The following is a 17313-nucleotide window of genomic DNA, read 5'->3' as shown; positions in this document are numbered from 1 at the left end:
TGTGTCCCCTGACCCTATTACGAGGAGTGGGCAAAATGAACTTACTGGAGCCTTTTTCCCAACCGGTTTATGTCAGTCAACCTTTATTGCCCGGTATTGAAGAATTGACAAAACTGGTGAAATTAATCTGGGACAGCAAGCAATTAACCAACAATGGAAAGATGGTTCAACAACTGGAGAAAGAATTAGCCGAATTTTTGCACGTCCCTTATCTCTCCCTTTTTTGCAACGGTACCGTAGCTTTGCAGTTGGCCTGCCAGGTTTTACGACTGTCGGGAGAAGTAATCACGACTCCTTTTACATTTGCTGCAACGGTACATGCCTTGGCTTGGAATCATCTTAAGCCCGTTTTCTGCGATATTGAGGAAGACACCTTCAATATGAATCCTGACTTGGTGGAATCGTTAATCACACCGGAAACTAGCGCCCTATTTCCCGTCCATGTTTTCGGCCGGCCCTGTAACGTGGTAAAGCTTCAGGATGTGGCGGAAAGAAACGGCCTCAAGGTACTCTATGATGCCGCTCATGCTTTTGGCGTCAAAATAAACGGGCAGGATATCGCCTCCTTCGGCGACGTATCCATGTTCAGTTTCCATGCCACAAAAATCTATCATACCGTGGAAGGCGGCGCTTTGACATTTAATCACCCGTATCTCAAAGAAAGGGCGGATTCATTAAAAAACTTTGGCATCAGAGGTACGGATCATGTCGCAGAGCCCGGGTCCAACGGGAAACTCAATGAATTACAGGCCGCTGTCGGTATCCTGCTGCTAGACAAGGTACCGGAAGAAATCGCCCGGCGCAAAGAAATCACCGCCCTTTACCGCCAAATGTTAAGTGATGTTCCGGGCATCAAAACCATGAAAGAAAGCGAAAATGTTTTCGCTAATTACCCCTATTTTGTGATTCAGATTGATAAAAAAGAATACGGATTATCGAGAGACGAACTATATGAAAAATTAAAAGAATACAATATTATTACCCGTAAATACTTTTACCCCTTATGCAGCAATTTCCCTTGTTACCGGGATCTTCCCTCAGCGGACAGGCAAAGACTGCCGGTGGCCAATCGGATCGCGGAGACTGTACTTGCTCTTCCCTTATATGGACAATTGCCCCACAGTGCTGTAGAAAAAATTTGCACCATCATCAGATCCCTCAGGTAAGCAGGGGAACCTGCCCACATAAGTAAACTTTTTTTCCTTCATCATGAGCAACGGAGGTCAATATGAAAAATATTGTGATATACGGTTCTGGGGGAATGGCAAGGGAAATCGTGGAATTAATTGAGGATATCAATGAGGTTAAGCCCACCTGGAAAATCAAAGGATATATTGATGACATCAAAGGTGCTCAGCAAGAAGCGATCAACGGTTATCAGGTATTAGGCACAAAGAAGCTCTTAAAAGATTTGGCTCCCGATACATATATGGTCCTTGCCATAGCCGACCCGTCGGCAAAAGAAAAAATTCATCAAACCATCAAAGACTATCATTTCAATTTTGCCACTTTAATTCATCCCTCTGCAAAAGTCGCCAAAAATGCCCTTGTCGGAGAAGGTTCTATTATCGGCATCGACTGCATTATTTCAGTGAACGTCGTCATAGGCAGCCATGTATTTCTCAATATGCGCAGTGTTGTTGGTCATGATACGGTGATCCAGGATTATGCATCCTGTCTGGTGAACTGTATTATTGCCGGGAATGTGGTGATTCAGGAAGGGGCTTTTCTTGGTTCCAACTGTGTCATCATGGAAAAGAAAAGAATTGGCCAGAAAGCAAAAATCAGTATGGGGTCCGTGGTGAATTTTGATGTGGAGGACGGTGTTGTGGTAATGTCCCGGCCTTCCAAGATCATGAAATTTTAACGATTCATCATTACTGGCGTAAGACAGGGGGTCCCATGGATTTCCCCAAAACAAGACAGAACCATCTTTAAATACTGAGAGGTTGGCATATGAAAGATATCGTTGTGATAGGGGCGGGTAACTTCGGCCGAGAGGTTGCACAACTGATACGCGAAATCAATGAAGATCAAAAAACATGGCATTTATTAGGCTTTATCGATGAAACCCCGGAAAAGCATGGCACGTTGATCAATGACACTAAGGTTCTGGGCGGCTTTAACTGGTTCGAGAAAAAACGCAAAAAAATATCAGTTGTCTGTGCCATTGGAAATGCCAGAGATAAATATGCGGTGATCAATAAATCCTTGCTATACCGTGTAGATTACCCTAATTTAATTCATCCCACTGTGAAAATGAATAAATACATGGAAATAGGGTACGGCAATATTATTTGTTGGAATTCTTTTATCTCCGTCAATACGAAAATCGGTAATTATGTTACCATCAGTCCCGGGTGCGGGATTGGGCATGATGCTATCATCGATGATTATTCTACTCTGTATTGGGACATCACCCTTTCCGGCAACGTATGGATTTGCAGAGGATGTGAAATCGGTTCCAAAGCAGTTGTGATTCCCAAAAAAATTGTCGGCAAGTGGAGCATCATCGGGGCTGGAGCCGTGGTGATCAATAATCTGCCGGAGAATTGCACCGCAGTAGGTGTGCCGGCCAAGCCAATTAAATTCTTAAATTCACCGGAAGTATAAAAGACCATTGACCATTACAGAGACTTTTACACAAATTCTGTGTATATAGAAAGGAATGAATTTATCATGAAAAAAAATCAGTTTTTCCCCAATTCCATTAAGGATATTAAGGTCCCTTTTATCAATAAAGCGAAAGAGGTCAAAAAGACTTCTCCCCCGCCCCCCTTTATCAGTTTTATTACCTTTAACCGTTTAGGCCTAACCGTAAAGAACTTGGAGAATATTCTTGATTCCGATGAGGATTTTGAAATGCACATTATTGACTGCAATTCAAAGGATAATACCTGGGATTATCTGCAAAGCCTTACGGACAAGAGAATTAAATCCAAAACCAGATTCTCTTTAAATATGGGGCCGATCTATGCAGTCAACTCTAATCTGTTCAAGAGGAAGCCGGATCAATATTTTTTCACGGTAGACAGTGATGTCTTTATCACCACAAAAAATTGGATTTCCCGTTTCATGGAAGTTTTTGAGGCTTTCCCGGAAGCGGGCCTTTTAGGAGTGATGAGAGACAAACCTTATCCCAGGTATATGCCCCCCATCATCCCCAAAGTAAAAGGAAATGCCTCCTATCTCGAGCTGAAAAATGCTACCATCGGCGTAGAGATGGATTTTGTTCCCGGCCATCTCCAGGGTTTGAGACCGGAACTAATTAAAGAAATCGGCTACTGGAGTGAAGAAAACGGCTATGGTGACGCCGAACTTTCTCCCCGGGTTCATCATTATACCAAATTTAAAGCCGGGTTTTTAACGACGGTTGAGATTGCAATGACCCAGTATCTGGGCTGTGATGAATGCCAGGGAAAAGAATTTTGCACATTAAGCAGAAGTGTTTCCCCTTGCTTCTCTTTCAGCAAGCAGTTGAATGTAAACGAATCCTTTGCAGCGAAATATAGGTGGAAATATTTAGAGACCTTTAAAGAATTAGCGGAAGGAAAAAGAACGGTCTATTGCGCCTCGGTTATTGATTCGGAATCAATGAAAGATCGTGTCTATAATCAAGAATGGTCATCAGAAAATTTTGACCACTATATGAAAAATTCTAATTGATTCTAGAGGAGCCTATGAGAATATACATCAGCGCATCTTGGAAAAAACGGGTCTTAGTACGGGAGCTGGCCGAGACTCTCCGGGCACATAACCACGAAGTATTCGATTTTACGGACCCCGAGTGCAGGAGAAACCATGAAACACCTCCGGAAATGTTTCCGGAACAGTTTGATCCTGTGAAACATATTTACAGTCAATATCTCAACCGGAAGGAATGGCGCAATGCCGTGAATGAAAATCGGGAAGCAATCAAGTGGGCAGACCTGATTATTCTCTTGCTCCCTTGCGGCATTGATGCCACTGCCGATTGGGCTTTAGGCATAGGGATGGGCAAGCATTCCATTATTGTCGGTTATCCGGACAAAGGAGATCGCAGTGAAGTTCACCTTTGGGCCGACGCCCTCTTAAACAGTGTGGAAGAGGTCGTTCCCTGGCTGGAAGCCCATATGGCCAATAAAAAGACCGGATAAATGATAAAAACAGCGCAGACTCTTGCGCTGTTTTTTCGTTGCTCTTCTTTTCCGCCCCATCTATCCCCATCGCCTACGCTCTGTCTATCGGGACAATCACTAAGTAAAAACAAACCCCTTTTTCTTCCGGACACAGTTCCTGGCCGCTGTCATGCTTCTTCCCGTCCTGTTTTTCTCTGAGTTTCTTATTCATCGTCATCATCTTCATTCTCTTCATCATCATCTTCATCATCTTCATCCTGATCTTCATCGGTTTTCCCCCGCTCCCTGATTTCTTTTAACCGGACCAATAAAACAGCTTCCGCCTGGTCATATTCTTCCTCCGAGATCTCATCCATTTCGAAGCGTAACTGCAGTTCGGATAATTCTTTTTTTACCGCATCAACACTATTGTACTCCTGGTCCAAATGGTCCAGTATTTGGTTAAAAATAAATTTCAGACCCCGGTAGGGAAACAACAAAATATCATCGATAATCAACACCGCCTTAATCCTCACCCCCAATTAAAAGATCCACAAAGTTATGCGGGGGCCAAGGGCCGCTGTAGTTAAACATCACATCCTGCTGAACCTGCTCATAGAGCTTCTCTACCCTGCGGTCAAAATCTGTTTCTTTGTCCTTATCGACGAGAAAGGCGGCATTAAAAACCATATTGATCCCCAGGGTTTTATTCGATTTTGCCTCCACAGCCAACTGGGATAAATCCTGGAAAATCACATCCAGGTAATACTGGCGTTTCTCTTCCACTCTCTTTTCCACTAATTCACCTAACTGGATTTTTTTATCGTAACAGTTGGCTGCCCCTGCCTGGGCGATTTCCCGGCTTAACTTTTGAAGATCCGGATACGCATCAGGCAGGTGCTGAAAAAACTCTTTTTTCCAAAATACTTTTAGCCCTAATTCTACTTTATGGGAGATTTTCAGAAAAGTCTTCTTCAGATCCTCATATTGCCGTTCCAACAGGGTGGTGATTTTACCGGCATCTTTGACAACGGTGCCAAAAGCGCAGGGAATTACCGCATACTGCTGCATCACAGCGCTGAGCACCTGTTCATGGCATAAGGCATTTTTCCGGCTCGGGTCCACCGTCCCCATGTCAATGTTACTCACTACCATCGCCAGGTCCTGATAAGGAACCGTATAAACCTTGGCCTGATCATCGCCAATCCCATATTCCTCCAAGTTTACGGGATCGGAGCATGGAATCACCCCGTAAAGATAAAGCCTGCTTACCATGATTTAGATCCTCCTTCTTGAAACAGTTTATTCCCCCAATAAAGGACAAATTTCCCCGTGCAGATCGATGAGATTTTCCCGGCCCTTTACTTCGTGGGGCCGTTGGAAAACCTCAGTCAAACAAAAGCCAGGATAATGGACCCGGATACGCTGGAGATACTTTTCTTGTTCTTGTCTTCTATTTTGACAATAGAGACACTGATTATCTGCTCCAATCACCTGATTAATCAAAATATGGCGTAACGGAAAAGACCTGGTCTTCAAGTAAGCCGACATCCGGTCCAATTCATTGACCGCCATATATTCAGGAATCGTCACAGCGATCATCCGGCAAATACTGGGATCCGTCAGGTAACGGTTTAGTTTTTTGATGCTTTTTTTCAGGTTAAAAACAAAATCATCGGTCCGGTCGGAAAAATCTTTTCCTGACAACAGCCCTACCATGGACCGGTATTTCCACCTCATTTGGGCCGCCAGTTTGATCCATTGATCAACGATTTCAGGCATTTGCAGCAGCCGCAGGGTGTGCCCGGTGGGCGCCGCATCCCACACATAGAGATCGAATTGGTCACTTTCCAGATAATCAATGATCTGTTTTAACCCCATCAGCTCATCCAAACCGGGAAGGGTAAGATCCATCAAATCTTGGGCATCTGTTTCATCTAAATATGTACATGAGGTGAGAAAGTGCAGGATTCCCTCTCCATACCCGTTCTTGAGCTCATTCATCAATTCTTCCGCATCCTGCTCCCAGGCAAACAAATTCTCCACACCCTTGATCCCGGTCAACCTGCTGCCAATTTGCTGGCTTAAAGAATCAGATAGGGAATGAGCAGGATCGGTGGAAAAAAGAAGGGTTTTTTTTCCCGAGAGGGCAAAATAAATGGCACTGGACGCGGCCATTGTTGTTTTCCCAACCCCGCCCTTGCCACAAAATAAAACAAACTTCAGAGGGCTCATTATCTATTCCTTCCAGGCCAATAGCTTTTTAAATTTTGTTGTTTTAAAGTTTCTCTCTTCGCCAGTAACCCGCGGTCAAAGCGTTGAATCTCCTGATCCAAATGATCGATCTGATGCTGGAGTATTTTTTGCCTTTTCCAAAGGGCTTCCTTCTGGCCAATTAGCCGCTCTTGTTCGCTGATCATTTGGTACATCCGGAAGTAATAAGAACCTATTGTCATTGGTTTAGTACTATTCACAACATTTTTTGAAATCACCCCAGAGCCCCCCTTTACGAGCAGTGCATGTTAAGCAGTTCAAACAAATATTTCCCGCCTGCCTCAACGATTTCCGGCACATTTTTGTGCGGCAATACGGTGGACATGAGAATATCAGAAACAATTTGGCAAAAATGAGGATTCTTGCGGTCCGGATCCAGATGAAGATAAGAGACGACGCTGGCAATCATGATGCCGGCCCGAACCGTAGGCTTAAAGGAATGTTGGCAGTTGCTCCGAAAACCTCTCACCAGGGCGGTAATCTTTTGGGCAGTTTCCCACTGGACGCCTGATTTTAATTGAACGATTTTCGTCTCCGTCTCTTCATCGAATTCCCCTAAGTCCAGGGTAATCATTCTATCTTTTAAAGCATCCTGAGTTTTGTGCACCCCGGCATATTCCTCAGGATTGCTGGTGAAAATGACGCGGAACTCCGGATGAACCTCGATCTCTTTTTCCCCTTTGGCCAGATTGGGAAGATGCATCACCTTTTCTTCAAGCACCGACAACAAAACATTATTTGCTTCCGGCCTGGATCGGGTAAATTCGTCGTATATCAAGGTATATCCGTTTTTACAGGCTCTGGTAATGGCCCCGTCTATCCAGCTGGTCGTAAAAACATCGGTGCTTTTCATCACCGAATGCACATAATTATCTCTGACAATTTGCTTTTTGAACCCCACCACTGAGCCAATTAAATCAGTATGGGAAAAGTCATCATTTCCATAAGTAACAATCACAGGCTTCCCCAGAGCTAAAGCTGTAATCAATGCCAGCGTAGTCTTACCCGTTCCTGCAGGACCGGAAAAATGGACCGGAAAGCCGGCTTCCAGATAATTTTGGGACCTGTTAATAATGCTGTTGATAAATGGCGTTTTTACATAGTCTTTATTCAAGGCTTTATCCACGTATGCCACAACTTCTCCTCCCACAAACATATTGATATCAGATTATATTACTGGGGGACGGCTTCGAATTTCCCTCGTTCCCGTAAAGATTTTCGTTCATAGTGCATCACTTCTAAATCTGTCGTCAAACGGACTTCATAAAGGGCGATCATCCCGTTTCGGCCATGTTGCTTTAAATACTCTTCATCCTCGAGAATTTCGATTTCGGCAACCCAACCATCCTCTGTTTTTGTGACACCTATGACCTCACCGGTTCTTCCCATGCTGTGCTGAAAAAAGGATTTTACTTCACCGATCACTTTGTCAATAAACATATTTTCCCCCCCATAATCTTTTACTTTAGAAAAGACTGTACCACAACTGCATGGCCAGTCCTTTCTATGCCGGAATACCCCTTTTCGTTCCGAAAAGTTTATTTACACTCTTTGGAAGCTGCCATCATACGATCAAATACATGGGCGGCCTCCAACCTCTCTTTTTCTATATCGTCCAGAAGCTCTTCCGCTTCACAAAGAATCTTTGCCAGCTGCCTGACGATTTCTTCATCCTTCACCCATCTGCTGCCCCTTTTCAGGGCAGACTTTTCCAGCATAATTTTGAACTCACAGGCTAATTTTTCTAAGTCCTTGCACCGATCTTCATATGCGTTTAATATTCTGCAGGCTATTGCTTCCATTTCGCCTTTGCGTCCCACCGTAATTCCTCCCAGATTTTTTAAGAAATGTATCGGAACATAATCACTTATGTTCCGATACATCAACATCAGAATAATTTATTATGCTGCAGCTTCTTCCCATTTGCCTTTGGTAAGACCCACTGCTTCTGCGTATAATAACCAGGTTTCCACACTGGCAATGACGATTCTTGCTTCAATGGCAAGAAGCTCAATTCCTACCAATGAGACCCGGGCAAACGCATCAATTACAATACCCTTGTCCAAGATACGGTCAATAACTTCTGCTAAACTCGAGGCAGCGACGCTATGTTTCATTGATTTCCCTCCTGAGATGTTTTTCATTTTTCCCGGTAAAAAGCTGAATCAGTTACAAAACTCATCTCCTTACCTACTAGTAAGATATTCATTTCTTTCTTAATTGGTTCCATGTTAGCGGTTTTCAGAGCAAAAAAATATCTGGACAAGCTATGCCCAGATATTAGATCATGGAATATGATATATTTAATTATGCGGCATATTCTTTATATCCGTGATGGTCATGATCGTGGTCGTGATGATGGTGGTGCTCTTCCGTTAATCCTACTGCCTCAGCATAAAGAAGCCATGTTTCTACCGATGCGATTACAGCTCTAAGCTCTACCGCCAACAATTCAATACCTACCAACGATACGATGACATATGCATCAATCACAATACCTTTATCTAAAATACGGTCAAGAACTTCCGCAAGGCTTGAAGCATGTACACTGTGCTTCATAAATACTACCCTCCTAACTAGATTCCAAGCCCGAAATGATCAACCATGAAAGGAGATTTCCCCTACCCCTAATACATTATATGTACAAGCCGCGAAATTGACACACAATTTATCCTTAAACAAAAAAAATAGTCGTAAGCTCACAAAGGTTGGGTTTATGACTATTCTCAAAACCTTATTGATTAATTGCTTTCCCGAAACCCTTTTAATTTCCCGGATACTCCTCGTACTTGCACACAAAGTGTACAGCAAACCATATTATAGACTACTTGACAGATATTTACCTGATTTAAAGTATAAGCTTTCATATGGTTGTCAATAATGGTGTTAAGTGCGAAAAATCAATCAGGAGTCTGTTAAGTTTTATTCCTTAATAAGCTATATGTTAAGCATCATACCTTAACATACTTATGGCAGAATCCGGCTATCACCACTTTGATGGAGAGACGAATATGGTCTATATGACAATGATCTGTGATCTTAAAAGTTCAAGACAATTAAAAAACCGCCAGTCTGTCCAATACCAGATTATTGAGATGCTAAAACGGGCCAACCGTAATTTTTCCGAAGACTTGGCCGCTCCGTTTATTATTACCGTTGGCGACGAATGGCAGGGGCTGCTTAAGTATCCCTGTAATTATCAACGCATTTTAGATTTTTTTCAGGAAACGATGGCACAAATCCAATTTTACTGCGGCATTGGTATCGGTACGGTCACCATCCACGATTTTGAGCTTACGGTCAATCAATTGGACGGACCTTCTTTCTATCATGCCCGTAAAGCAGTTAACCTGGCCAAAGAAGGGAATCATTCACTGGTTATTATCAAGTAGGGCTGTGAAGAATCTTCAGAATCAGCATGCCGACGATGATGGCAGAAATAAAACTGATGAAAGTACCGATGATAAAATACTCGACAAATGTATCATCGTCAAACCTTTTAAAGCGCGCGATCGACTTGGTCGCTAAGGCAAAACCGATCACTTCGTTGGGCAGCCCATAGGCAAGGGAAATAATAATAAATGCCCGCTCCAGCAAGCCAATCATAAATCCTCCCTCGTAAACACCCTTTTGCACCTCATTCTCCAAAACAGCTTCCCGCTCTTTGCCTTCCTTGCTTTCTCTTTTCTGCGCGCAATAGCGGAGCCAGCTGCTGTATATCTTAATAAAATGCCCTACTCCCCAGATACCCACAACAAAGAGCAATAGGATCAACAGGATTTTTGGGGCAGTAATATCCGCGCAGATCGCATATCGCTCCAGGAAGCGGAGCAGGCCTTGCATGTCTCCTTTTACCAGGACAACCCAAAGAATAAATAGACAAATTAAATGGACCGTCTGGTCCCCTAAGAAAAGCCATAAATGATGTCGTCTTTCCGGATTCATCATCACAAGTTCCGACTTTGTCATGTCTATGATCAAGTGGATGATCGCGGCAAGGCCCACCGTTCCCATTAAAGGGAGGGAAAACCAGGGAAGTGTGAAGGCAAAAGAAAGGCAAAAATAAATGCCGGCATGTAAAGCATTCCCGCAGAACCTGGTTTTCCGCCGGCTATGAAATCTCAAATCAATAATTGCTTCCCGCTGCAGTAAAAAATCAGCGGTCACATGGGCAAGAATCAGGCAAAGCAATATAGAAATATCCATTCTTACTCTCTCCTTAAACTACCATACAGCTCAAGCAGTTGGGAAACCATCTGATGGTTTCTTTGAATGGTAAAATATTCCGCAATGTTCAGTTTCTGGCTAATGCTGCTGGTAGATTCCTTTAACTCCTCGGAAAGCCTCCGGTAAGAAGGGGAATTAAAATATTTAATATAGGTATCTTTTTGTTTGGGACTCATTTTCTCTTTCAGGATTTCATTGTTTTCGATCAAGAGATTGATGATTTTCACCAAGAGGAGCCGGTCGGAAACAGAGGGAAAACTGCTCTCCGGTTCTAATGCTGCGGCCACTTCCTCGAAAGCAGATTTTTCACTATGCATGGCCATGTTCCGTTCCAGGTACAAATAAGGATATTCCCCGTCATAAAGAAAAACCCGGTTTCTTTTACTAAACAAGGACTTGGCATGGTTTTTGGCATTCTTTTTTACCACGAGAAGGGCTTCCCGGGCCGCGACAAAAACCGGGCCGTCCATGATTCTGTTGTCATCAAAAACTTCCGTGCTGATCGTTCCGATACTAAAGCCTGCATAAGCCTCTAGGCCGCTTTGCCAGAGAAATTGCTGAAATTCATGGATCACCCGGTAACACTGGGCCGGTTTTTTCAGAACGATTTGCCATTCATCACCCAATATGATCCGGATCGGCGCAACTAACAAGGTATTCAGGTATTTCTGATTCATTGTTTCTATAAAATCCAGTAAATTATTTTGAAAAGTCTTGCGCTCCTTCATTTTTCTGGAGTTGACGATATCCATATTAATGACGCCAAAAAGGCCCATTCCTTCCCCTCCCCCATTCTGACATAATTTGATTATATCAACCGGTCCCTATTCTTTCAATAAAATTTCCTCTATTGACAATTTCTCCCGTCGCTCCCCTGCTTCGCCATTTTTTGCGCGGCCGGATTATTTTCCCAAAAATTTTTTAACAAAAACAGGAATCGATGGACGCATAGGGAAATAATTACCGTTTAGTATTTTTTCCGCTTCTACGAGAATAGGCCGGAAAGGGGGACGGAAGCAGAAGCGCAGAAAAAGGCGATAGGTGAGGAGAAGATGAGAGAGATGGGAGAATGATTTGGATGAGAAGTTTATTTCAGCACAAGAAAAATATGCGGGAGCATATCTTTCTTGCCACAGCACTCCTGGTGCTGGGATTGTTTTTATTATTCCCGGTGAATGGGACAGCAAGCCAGAATCACGGGTCCCGGGATCCGGAAACAAGCGGGGAGTTAATCGTAAAGTACCGGTCTGACCCCGGTACGGCCAGCATCAATAAATCACTAAAAAAGATGCAGGCCCAGATGATCACCGCGGATGACGATCTGAATGTCCATTTAATCCGGCTGCAAGACGAAGACAGCCTGGATGAGGCCATGGCCGAACTGGAGAAAGATGCCAATGTGGCCTATGTGGAGCCCAATTATATTTACCGGATCTCCGGAGAGGATGATCCGGATGATCTTTATTACTCCCTCCAATGGGGATTAGATGCTATTGATGTCCCTGACGCCTGGGAGGAGTTAGGGGATTCTTCAAGGAGGGTTACTGTGGCGGTTGTAGACACCGGCGTGGATTACAGTCACCCGGATCTGGCCGATGATCCCGATCTGCCCGTCTGGGTGGACACAACCCACGATAAAGACTTCGTCAACGGAAATACGGCCGGCAATGATGCCGACGGCGCCATGGACGATAACGGCCACGGCACCCATGTGGCCGGCATCATCGGGGCGGTGACCAACAATGATCTGGGCGTTGCCGGTGTGGCGGGGACCTTCCCGGTCACCATCCTTCCCATCAAGGTGCTGGATAAAGACGGCGTAGGAACGGTTTTTGATGTGGCCCTGGGTATCCGGGCAGCTGCCGACCAGGGAGCGGCGGTGATCAATCTCAGTTTGGGCGGCCCCGGTTACAGCCGGACCCTGGCCGAGGCGGTGTCTTACGCCCAGGGAAAAGGATGCCTGGTGGTAGCAGCGGCAGGCAATGAGGACGACGTGGTGGACTATTTTTATCCGGCGTCCTTGCCCGGGGTTTTAACGGTAGGGGCTGTAGAGGAAGATAATTTTGAAAAGGCTGATTTCTCCAATTATGGAGAGTCCCTGGATGTGGTTGCTCCCGGTGTCCATGTTTTGAGCACCGTGCCGGAAAAGGTTTATGGCATGGAGGATGTGGAAGTCCTGGGTGACCTGGGCGACGAGGGTTGCTACGCTTATTTTAGCGGTACCTCTATGGCCGCTCCCTTTGTTTCCGGAGTGGCGGCCCTGATAAAAATGGCTCATCCGGATGAAAATGCCGGGGAAATTGCCGCCCGGATCCAGGAAACAGCCCGGGATCTGGGAGAAGAGGGCTGGGATCCGGATTACGGATATGGGCTGGTCCAGGCGGAGGACGCCCTGAGCGCCGATGAGCTGCCCGAACTGGACACTATTACTTTTATCAGCCCCGACGGGGGCAGCAGGCTCTGGGGCGAAATTCCGCTCCAAGTACAGGTAGCCTATCCCGATGAAGTCGGAGCGGTACGGTTTTATCTGGATGAAATAGATGAGAATCACCTGCTGGGCGAGGTAATTAAAGATCCAGAAGAAGACGGCCAATTGTTTTACAATTTCACCTGGGATACCACCAAGGCCCCGGGAGGAGAACCCCTGGCGGACGGCTCCTATACCCTGATCGCCCAGGCGGTGGATTCAGGGGAAAATTCACTGGGACAAGGCAGCCTGGCCGTGGAAGTAAAGAATCAGGTACAGAGCGGATTGCAGTTTCAGGTGATCAATCCGGACGGGACGCCTGGCCGGGAGGCACTGGTTTCCATCTGGTATCGGAATCAGGAAGACGGACCGCCGGACTACTGGTACGAATCGGTGTACCAGGGACAGACGGACAGTAACGGCACCCTGCGGGTGCCCGGCTCCTGGGCCACGGATCTCAATGACTATGTCGTCCTGGTCGCTTCCGGGCAGGAGGATGAGGAGGGGAACTGGGTTCCGGTATATTATGTACGTCGGCTGGAAGCCCCCCAAATGATGGTGATCGACGGCAGCCAGGCCCAGCCGGTAACCTTTGAGGCCCATTCCGGGGAGTCAACGGAACCCATGGCGGGAGGCGAAATCTGGTGCTATTATCAGGACGAAAACGGCATCCCCCTGAACCTGCCCGATTTAATCGGATACCTGGGTGACGAGGGAACGATGAACGCCTGGATGGATCCCGGTTCCTACGGCTTTTATGCCCTCAATGCCCCGGATGGGGAGAACGCCTATTACCTGCACCAGGAGGCCAGGATACCGGACCAGTCAACTGTAAATTTTGACCTGACAAATACGTCCCGGGTTCAGGTAAGCGTGACAGGGCAGTCTGATTGGTGGGGGTGGCTTTACTTAGACGATTATTTTGGCATACCGGTTACCGGCGGTCAGGAGATCATCATTACGCCAGGAACTTACCCGCTGTGGTTGGATCTATGTGTTGTCAAACCGGAAGGGGAAAATGGGCCCGAAACCTGGGAATATTGGTTTGCGCCTGAGAATGGGTTTGAGTCTGAGAATCAGTGGACATTTTCTCGCGGAGAAAGCCACCCGATCACAGTGGGAGAAAATATGCAGCTTTCCTTGACCCTTGAGCAAACAGAGCTTGTTCCGGGAGATTCCCTTTATGGGGATACGACCTATCAGGATAACAGCGGACTGTTCCTCTGGGAAGTAGTCAAATATGAGGGGGATTTGTCCGATGAAAGAGAGAGCAGCGTATCCGGCCGGCTGCCTAATGGCGCAGGTGCACAAGAGGCTGTCACCTATCGCTGGGATCGGGAAACCCGGGCCTGGGAAATTGTGAGCTACGCTGACGACGAACCGACGGAAATTTCTCCCGTCTTGCAGATTGAGAAAGATAACGATGGCGAATGGGGAACTCAGGAAATAGAATGCCCATCCTTTACGGGATTTTCCTACTATCTGGATCCTACAGTTTACGTTTCCGGCAACTACCAGGCGCTTCTTTCCCTAGACGCCGGTCCTCTGGGATCTATTCAATCTCGTCCGGAGAGCGGGAATTTTTCCCTGGGAGATTTCTCTCCCTCGGACGAGGTAATTCTGGAGATCACCGCTCCGGGCAGAGAGTCTGCTGAAGGGGCGTGGGTCAGTGTGTATGTCTGGACGGAGGCTGATGAATGGGAAGAAGCCTGGTATGAGGACCTGAATGACGAAGGGATCCTGCACCTGCCTATCGGTGCGGGAATTGAGCGTGATGACCAGGTCCTGATCGTGGTAGCTTCATCTGATGAGGATTCACTTCAAGAGCCCTTTTTCCTTTACGAGAATGTGGGGATGATCGGGCAGAGAGATTCCCTCGAGATCGACGGGACCAGGGCCCGGCAGGTGGAGATCACAGCAAGTGCCTCGGACGACGGGATCGCAAATATGAATATCTTGAATACAGTTTTTCTTCCCGCCGGGGAAGGGGATAATTTGTGGTCGATAACAAATTATCTGGGGGGCACGGATGAAGATGGGAAGCTGAAGGTCTGGCTGGACCCTGGCATTTATTCCATTTCCGGATATTCTTATAGCATGGACCCGGACCCGGACGAGAACACCGCCGCCTTTTATTTAAATACTCCCCTGGTTGAAGTTCCTTCTAGATCAGAAAATGGGCCAGAAGAATTTTCCATTTTGTTGAACGGGGATGACACCGCGACCATAACGCCCCAACTAACCGGAGAAATTTCTTCCTTAGCCCTGCTCCCCGTTAACAATGCAGTGCCTTATTCTCCTTTTTTCGAGCTATACCAGGGAGATAAACTTTATCTTACTCCCGGTACTTACCGGATAGCTACCCTTGCCTTCCGGGAAGACCCGGACGGCGTATGGGCCTACTTTGAAGAAATGCCCGGCTGGAGTTGGGCTGAAGACGGACAGGCCTTGGACTCGGGGGATGAAGAGACATTTCGTTTCAGCACCGACTTTTCCTTCGACCTCAGCCTGAGAGAAAATGAGGTCGATAAAGGAGATTATTTGCAAGGAGACGTGACGATTCGGGACGTGGTTTATGGAAACAGGATAGCCGATGTAGGAGTATCTCCTCGCTGGTATCACGAGGATGGGATTTATCTTTCCTTCAGTCCTGAAGGGAAGTTGCTGGTTCAGAATGAGCGGGGAAAAATGACAGCGGAAAGCTACGATGTGATTGCTCCTTTTCTCAGCATTTTCCACGGAGAAGACCGCATTTATCACGAGAAGAATGCGGATCATTATTTAACGGCAAGTTACCTGGTCCCCTCCGATGCAGCCACTGGCAGCTATACGGCCCAAATGGCTCTGCAAATTGGCCCTGAGGGTGTGATCACCGATACCGAGGCCTTTGAGGTCACTGCCGGCGGTTCCAGCGGCGGTGGAGGTGGCGGCGGTGGCGGCAGCAATGATGCCCCGATCGCAGTGGACAAAGAAGATGTGTCAAAATATTTTGCGGATCATCCGGATGCGGAAGCACTGACCGTGGAGGCAAAGAACAAAAAGAATCCTTCCGTGACGATTACGCTGGACGGCCTGAAGCTGCTGCAAGATAAGGAAAAGGATCTCGTGATTGCAGGACAAAATTTGGCCATTGCAGACCTGCTCTCCGCACTGGATCTGGACGAAATTCTGGATTCGGCCGGAACAGATCAGGATGTGGAAGTGAAAATCACCTTCGGACAGCAGAGCGGAGAAGAAAACGCAAGGCTTGTTTTAAGTGACGGCATGCATTTCGTGGCCGGATTAAACCTGGAAATTACCGTTCTGGTCAAGGGGAACGAAGAAGGAACCGTCTCCACCTTCCGGTCTCCCATAAGCATAACCCTGCAACTGACGCCCGAGCAGCTGCAAGGCTGCAATGTGGATCTTCTGGGCGTCTACTACTACAATGAAGAAACAGATGAAATGGAATATGTGGGAGGCACCTACGACGCCGCAAGCGGAAAAATCCGTTTTGAGACTCCCCACTGGAGCAAATACCTGGTGCTGGAATATAAAAAGGCTTTCACCGACTTTCCGGCCGGTCACTGGGCCCAGAATGACGTGGAAGTACTGGTGGCCCGGCATATTGTCACCGGGTTAAGCGACACCAAATTCGGACCGGAAAAAAGTATTTCCCGGGCTGAGTTTGCCGCCCTTCTGGTCCGGGCCTTGGGCGTGACGGCCGATTCCGGCCAGGAAGAAATTTTCCGTGATGTGCCGGCCGAAGCATGGTTCGCCGATGATGTGGCGGCCGCCTATCAAGCCGGCCTGATCCAGGGAAGCTCCGGGGATACCTTTGCTCCCCAGAGCACGATAACCCGCGAAGAGATGGCCGTCATGATTGTCCGGGCTCTAAAGTATCTGGAAAAGATGCCGGAAGATCCGGAAATGAATGCGGATGAAACTTTACAGAGTTTTGCCGACCGTACCCAGGTTTCGTCTTGGGCGCTAGATGATATGGCTTTTGCAGTCACATCCGGCATTATGGAGGGACGGACGGCCGATACTCTAGCCCCGGGCGGTCAAGCGAGCCGGGCAGAGAGTGCGGTGATTCTGAAAAGATTTATGCAGGAAGCCGGGTTGTTATAAGACGATAGATGACAGGGCCGTTCCGGCTGCCCCAGACCGTCTGCGGCAGCCGGAACGAAACCCCCGCATAAAAAGAGCGAAATAAAGCGCGCTAATTGACTCCGGCTAATATTAAAGACCGGCACAAATATGGCTCAA

The 17313-nt window shown here is 46.8% G+C and carries 18 protein-coding genes; 7 read left to right on the top strand and 11 right to left on the bottom strand.

Annotated features, from left to right (window positions below):
* The first annotated feature begins 35 nt into the window (after positions 1-35).
* From DCMF_RS21295 to DCMF_RS21275, 5 genes are all read left to right on the top strand, one after another.
* Positions 36-1166: a DegT/DnrJ/EryC1/StrS family aminotransferase gene (locus tag DCMF_RS21295; RefSeq protein WP_148136290.1), complete on the top strand. Its 1131-nt coding sequence runs from the start codon at positions 36-38 to the stop codon at positions 1164-1166.
* A gap of 62 nt (positions 1167-1228) precedes the next feature.
* Positions 1229-1867, top strand: coding sequence for an acetyltransferase (locus DCMF_RS21290; protein WP_148136289.1), 639 nt, complete (start codon positions 1229-1231; stop codon positions 1865-1867).
* Positions 1868-1956: 89 nt separating this feature from the next.
* On the top strand, positions 1957-2613 hold the full coding sequence (locus DCMF_RS21285; RefSeq protein WP_148136288.1) for an acetyltransferase: 657 nt from the start codon (positions 1957-1959) through the stop codon (positions 2611-2613).
* 66 nt (positions 2614-2679) lie between these two features.
* Positions 2680-3666: a glycosyltransferase gene (locus DCMF_RS21280; protein WP_148136287.1), complete on the top strand. Its 987-nt coding sequence runs from the start codon at positions 2680-2682 to the stop codon at positions 3664-3666.
* A gap of 14 nt (positions 3667-3680) precedes the next feature.
* A complete protein-coding gene (locus DCMF_RS21275; protein WP_148136286.1) occupies positions 3681-4136 on the top strand; it encodes a hypothetical protein in 456 nt (151 codons plus the stop codon).
* Positions 4137-4321: 185 nt separating this feature from the next.
* Here DCMF_RS21275 and DCMF_RS21270 read toward each other — a convergent pair whose 3' ends face one another.
* The 9 genes from DCMF_RS21270 to gvpJ (DCMF_RS21230) all read right to left on the bottom strand — a co-directional run bounded on the left by DCMF_RS21270 (position 4322) and on the right by gvpJ (DCMF_RS21230) (position 8930).
* The gene (locus DCMF_RS21270; RefSeq protein ID WP_148136285.1) at positions 4322-4618 is read right to left on the bottom strand and encodes a gas vesicle protein GvpG; all 297 of its coding nucleotides are present in this window, start codon (positions 4616-4618) and stop codon (positions 4322-4324) included.
* Positions 4619-4622: 4 nt separating this feature from the next.
* Positions 4623-5372 carry a GvpL/GvpF family gas vesicle protein gene (locus DCMF_RS21265; protein ID WP_148136284.1) on the bottom strand — a complete coding sequence of 250 codons (750 nt, stop codon included), beginning with the start codon at positions 5370-5372 and terminating at the stop codon, positions 4623-4625.
* A 27-nt stretch (positions 5373-5399) separates the two neighbouring features.
* Complete coding sequence (locus DCMF_RS21260; RefSeq protein ID WP_148136283.1) at positions 5400-6332, bottom strand: ArsA family ATPase; 933 nt, start codon at positions 6330-6332, stop codon at positions 5400-5402.
* The gene (locus tag DCMF_RS21255) at positions 6332-6589 is read right to left on the bottom strand and encodes a hypothetical protein (RefSeq protein ID WP_148136282.1); all 258 of its coding nucleotides are present in this window, start codon (positions 6587-6589) and stop codon (positions 6332-6334) included. Before DCMF_RS21255 ends, DCMF_RS21260 begins: the two co-directional genes overlap by 1 nt.
* A 14-nt stretch (positions 6590-6603) precedes the next feature.
* The gene (gene gvpN / locus DCMF_RS21250) at positions 6604-7506 is read right to left on the bottom strand and encodes a gas vesicle protein GvpN (protein WP_214658793.1); all 903 of its coding nucleotides are present in this window, start codon (positions 7504-7506) and stop codon (positions 6604-6606) included.
* A 38-nt stretch (positions 7507-7544) separates the two neighbouring features.
* A complete protein-coding gene (gvpO, locus tag DCMF_RS21245) occupies positions 7545-7811 on the bottom strand; it encodes a gas vesicle protein GvpO (RefSeq protein ID WP_148136280.1) in 267 nt (88 codons plus the stop codon).
* Between the two features lie 98 nt (positions 7812-7909).
* On the bottom strand, positions 7910-8191 hold the full coding sequence (locus DCMF_RS21240; RefSeq protein ID WP_148136279.1) for a hypothetical protein: 282 nt from the start codon (positions 8189-8191) through the stop codon (positions 7910-7912).
* Positions 8192-8272: 81 nt separating this feature from the next.
* Positions 8273-8488 carry a gas vesicle protein GvpJ gene (gvpJ, locus tag DCMF_RS21235; protein WP_148136278.1) on the bottom strand — a complete coding sequence of 72 codons (216 nt, stop codon included), beginning with the start codon at positions 8486-8488 and terminating at the stop codon, positions 8273-8275.
* 190 nt (positions 8489-8678) lie between these two features.
* The gene (gene gvpJ / locus DCMF_RS21230; RefSeq protein WP_148136277.1) at positions 8679-8930 is read right to left on the bottom strand and encodes a gas vesicle protein GvpJ; all 252 of its coding nucleotides are present in this window, start codon (positions 8928-8930) and stop codon (positions 8679-8681) included.
* Positions 8931-9382: 452 nt separating this feature from the next.
* Between gvpJ (DCMF_RS21230) and DCMF_RS21225 the strand changes: the two genes are divergently transcribed.
* Entirely contained in the window at positions 9383-9763 is a 381-nt protein-coding gene (locus DCMF_RS21225) for a SatD family protein (protein ID WP_148136276.1), read from the top strand.
* Here the strand turns inward: DCMF_RS21225 and DCMF_RS21220 are convergent.
* Together DCMF_RS21220 and DCMF_RS21215 are read right to left on the bottom strand one after the other, a co-directional pair.
* Positions 9756-10577, bottom strand: a complete 822-nt coding sequence (locus DCMF_RS21220) for a DUF3307 domain-containing protein (protein ID WP_148136275.1) — start codon at positions 10575-10577, stop codon at positions 9756-9758. The genes DCMF_RS21225 and DCMF_RS21220 overlap by 8 nt on opposite strands.
* Before the next feature lie 2 nt (positions 10578-10579).
* Positions 10580-11374 carry a SatD family protein gene (locus tag DCMF_RS21215; protein WP_148136274.1) on the bottom strand — a complete coding sequence of 265 codons (795 nt, stop codon included), beginning with the start codon at positions 11372-11374 and terminating at the stop codon, positions 10580-10582.
* 302 nt (positions 11375-11676) lie between these two features.
* On the opposite strand from DCMF_RS21215, the gene DCMF_RS21210 reads away from it, so the two are divergent.
* Positions 11677-17175 carry a S8 family serine peptidase gene (locus DCMF_RS21210; protein ID WP_214658792.1) on the top strand — a complete coding sequence of 1833 codons (5499 nt, stop codon included), beginning with the start codon at positions 11677-11679 and terminating at the stop codon, positions 17173-17175.
* Positions 17176-17313 lie beyond the last annotated feature (138 nt).

Origin of the sequence: Candidatus Formimonas warabiya (assembly GCF_002777255.1) — a bacterium.
In the GTDB taxonomy this organism is placed as follows: domain Bacteria; phylum Bacillota; class Dehalobacteriia; order Dehalobacteriales; family Dehalobacteriaceae; genus Formimonas; species Formimonas warabiya.
The sequence above is the reverse complement of the archived record's forward strand: the minus strand, read 5'-3'. Positions and strand labels throughout refer to the sequence as shown.

What these genes read in the sequence shown, in the direction of transcription:
- DCMF_RS21295 (WP_148136290.1), top strand. Translation starts at nt 36, where the DNA reads ATGAACTTACTGGAGCCTTTTTCCCAACCGGTTTATGTCAGTCAACCT.
- DCMF_RS21290 (WP_148136289.1), top strand. Translation starts at nt 1,229, where the DNA reads ATGAAAAATATTGTGATATACGGTTCTGGGGGAATGGCAAGGGAAATC.
- DCMF_RS21285 (WP_148136288.1), top strand. Translation starts at nt 1,957, where the DNA reads ATGAAAGATATCGTTGTGATAGGGGCGGGTAACTTCGGCCGAGAGGTT.
- DCMF_RS21280 (WP_148136287.1), top strand. Translation starts at nt 2,680, where the DNA reads ATGAAAAAAAATCAGTTTTTCCCCAATTCCATTAAGGATATTAAGGTC.
- DCMF_RS21275 (WP_148136286.1), top strand. Translation starts at nt 3,681, where the DNA reads ATGAGAATATACATCAGCGCATCTTGGAAAAAACGGGTCTTAGTACGG.
- DCMF_RS21265 (WP_148136284.1), bottom strand. Translation starts at nt 5,372, where the DNA reads ATGGTAAGCAGGCTTTATCTTTACGGGGTGATTCCATGCTCCGATCCC.
- DCMF_RS21260 (WP_148136283.1), bottom strand. Translation starts at nt 6,332, where the DNA reads ATGAGCCCTCTGAAGTTTGTTTTATTTTGTGGCAAGGGCGGGGTTGGG.
- gvpO (WP_148136280.1), bottom strand. Translation starts at nt 7,811, where the DNA reads ATGTTTATTGACAAAGTGATCGGTGAAGTAAAATCCTTTTTTCAGCAC.
- gvpJ (WP_148136278.1), bottom strand. Translation starts at nt 8,488, where the DNA reads ATGAAACATAGCGTCGCTGCCTCGAGTTTAGCAGAAGTTATTGACCGT.
- gvpJ (WP_148136277.1), bottom strand. Translation starts at nt 8,930, where the DNA reads ATGAAGCACAGTGTACATGCTTCAAGCCTTGCGGAAGTTCTTGACCGT.
- DCMF_RS21225 (WP_148136276.1), top strand. Translation starts at nt 9,383, where the DNA reads ATGGTCTATATGACAATGATCTGTGATCTTAAAAGTTCAAGACAATTA.
- DCMF_RS21220 (WP_148136275.1), bottom strand. Translation starts at nt 10,577, where the DNA reads ATGGATATTTCTATATTGCTTTGCCTGATTCTTGCCCATGTGACCGCT.
- DCMF_RS21215 (WP_148136274.1), bottom strand. Translation starts at nt 11,374, where the DNA reads ATGGGCCTTTTTGGCGTCATTAATATGGATATCGTCAACTCCAGAAAA.
- DCMF_RS21210 (WP_214658792.1), top strand. Translation starts at nt 11,677, where the DNA reads ATGAGAAGTTTATTTCAGCACAAGAAAAATATGCGGGAGCATATCTTT.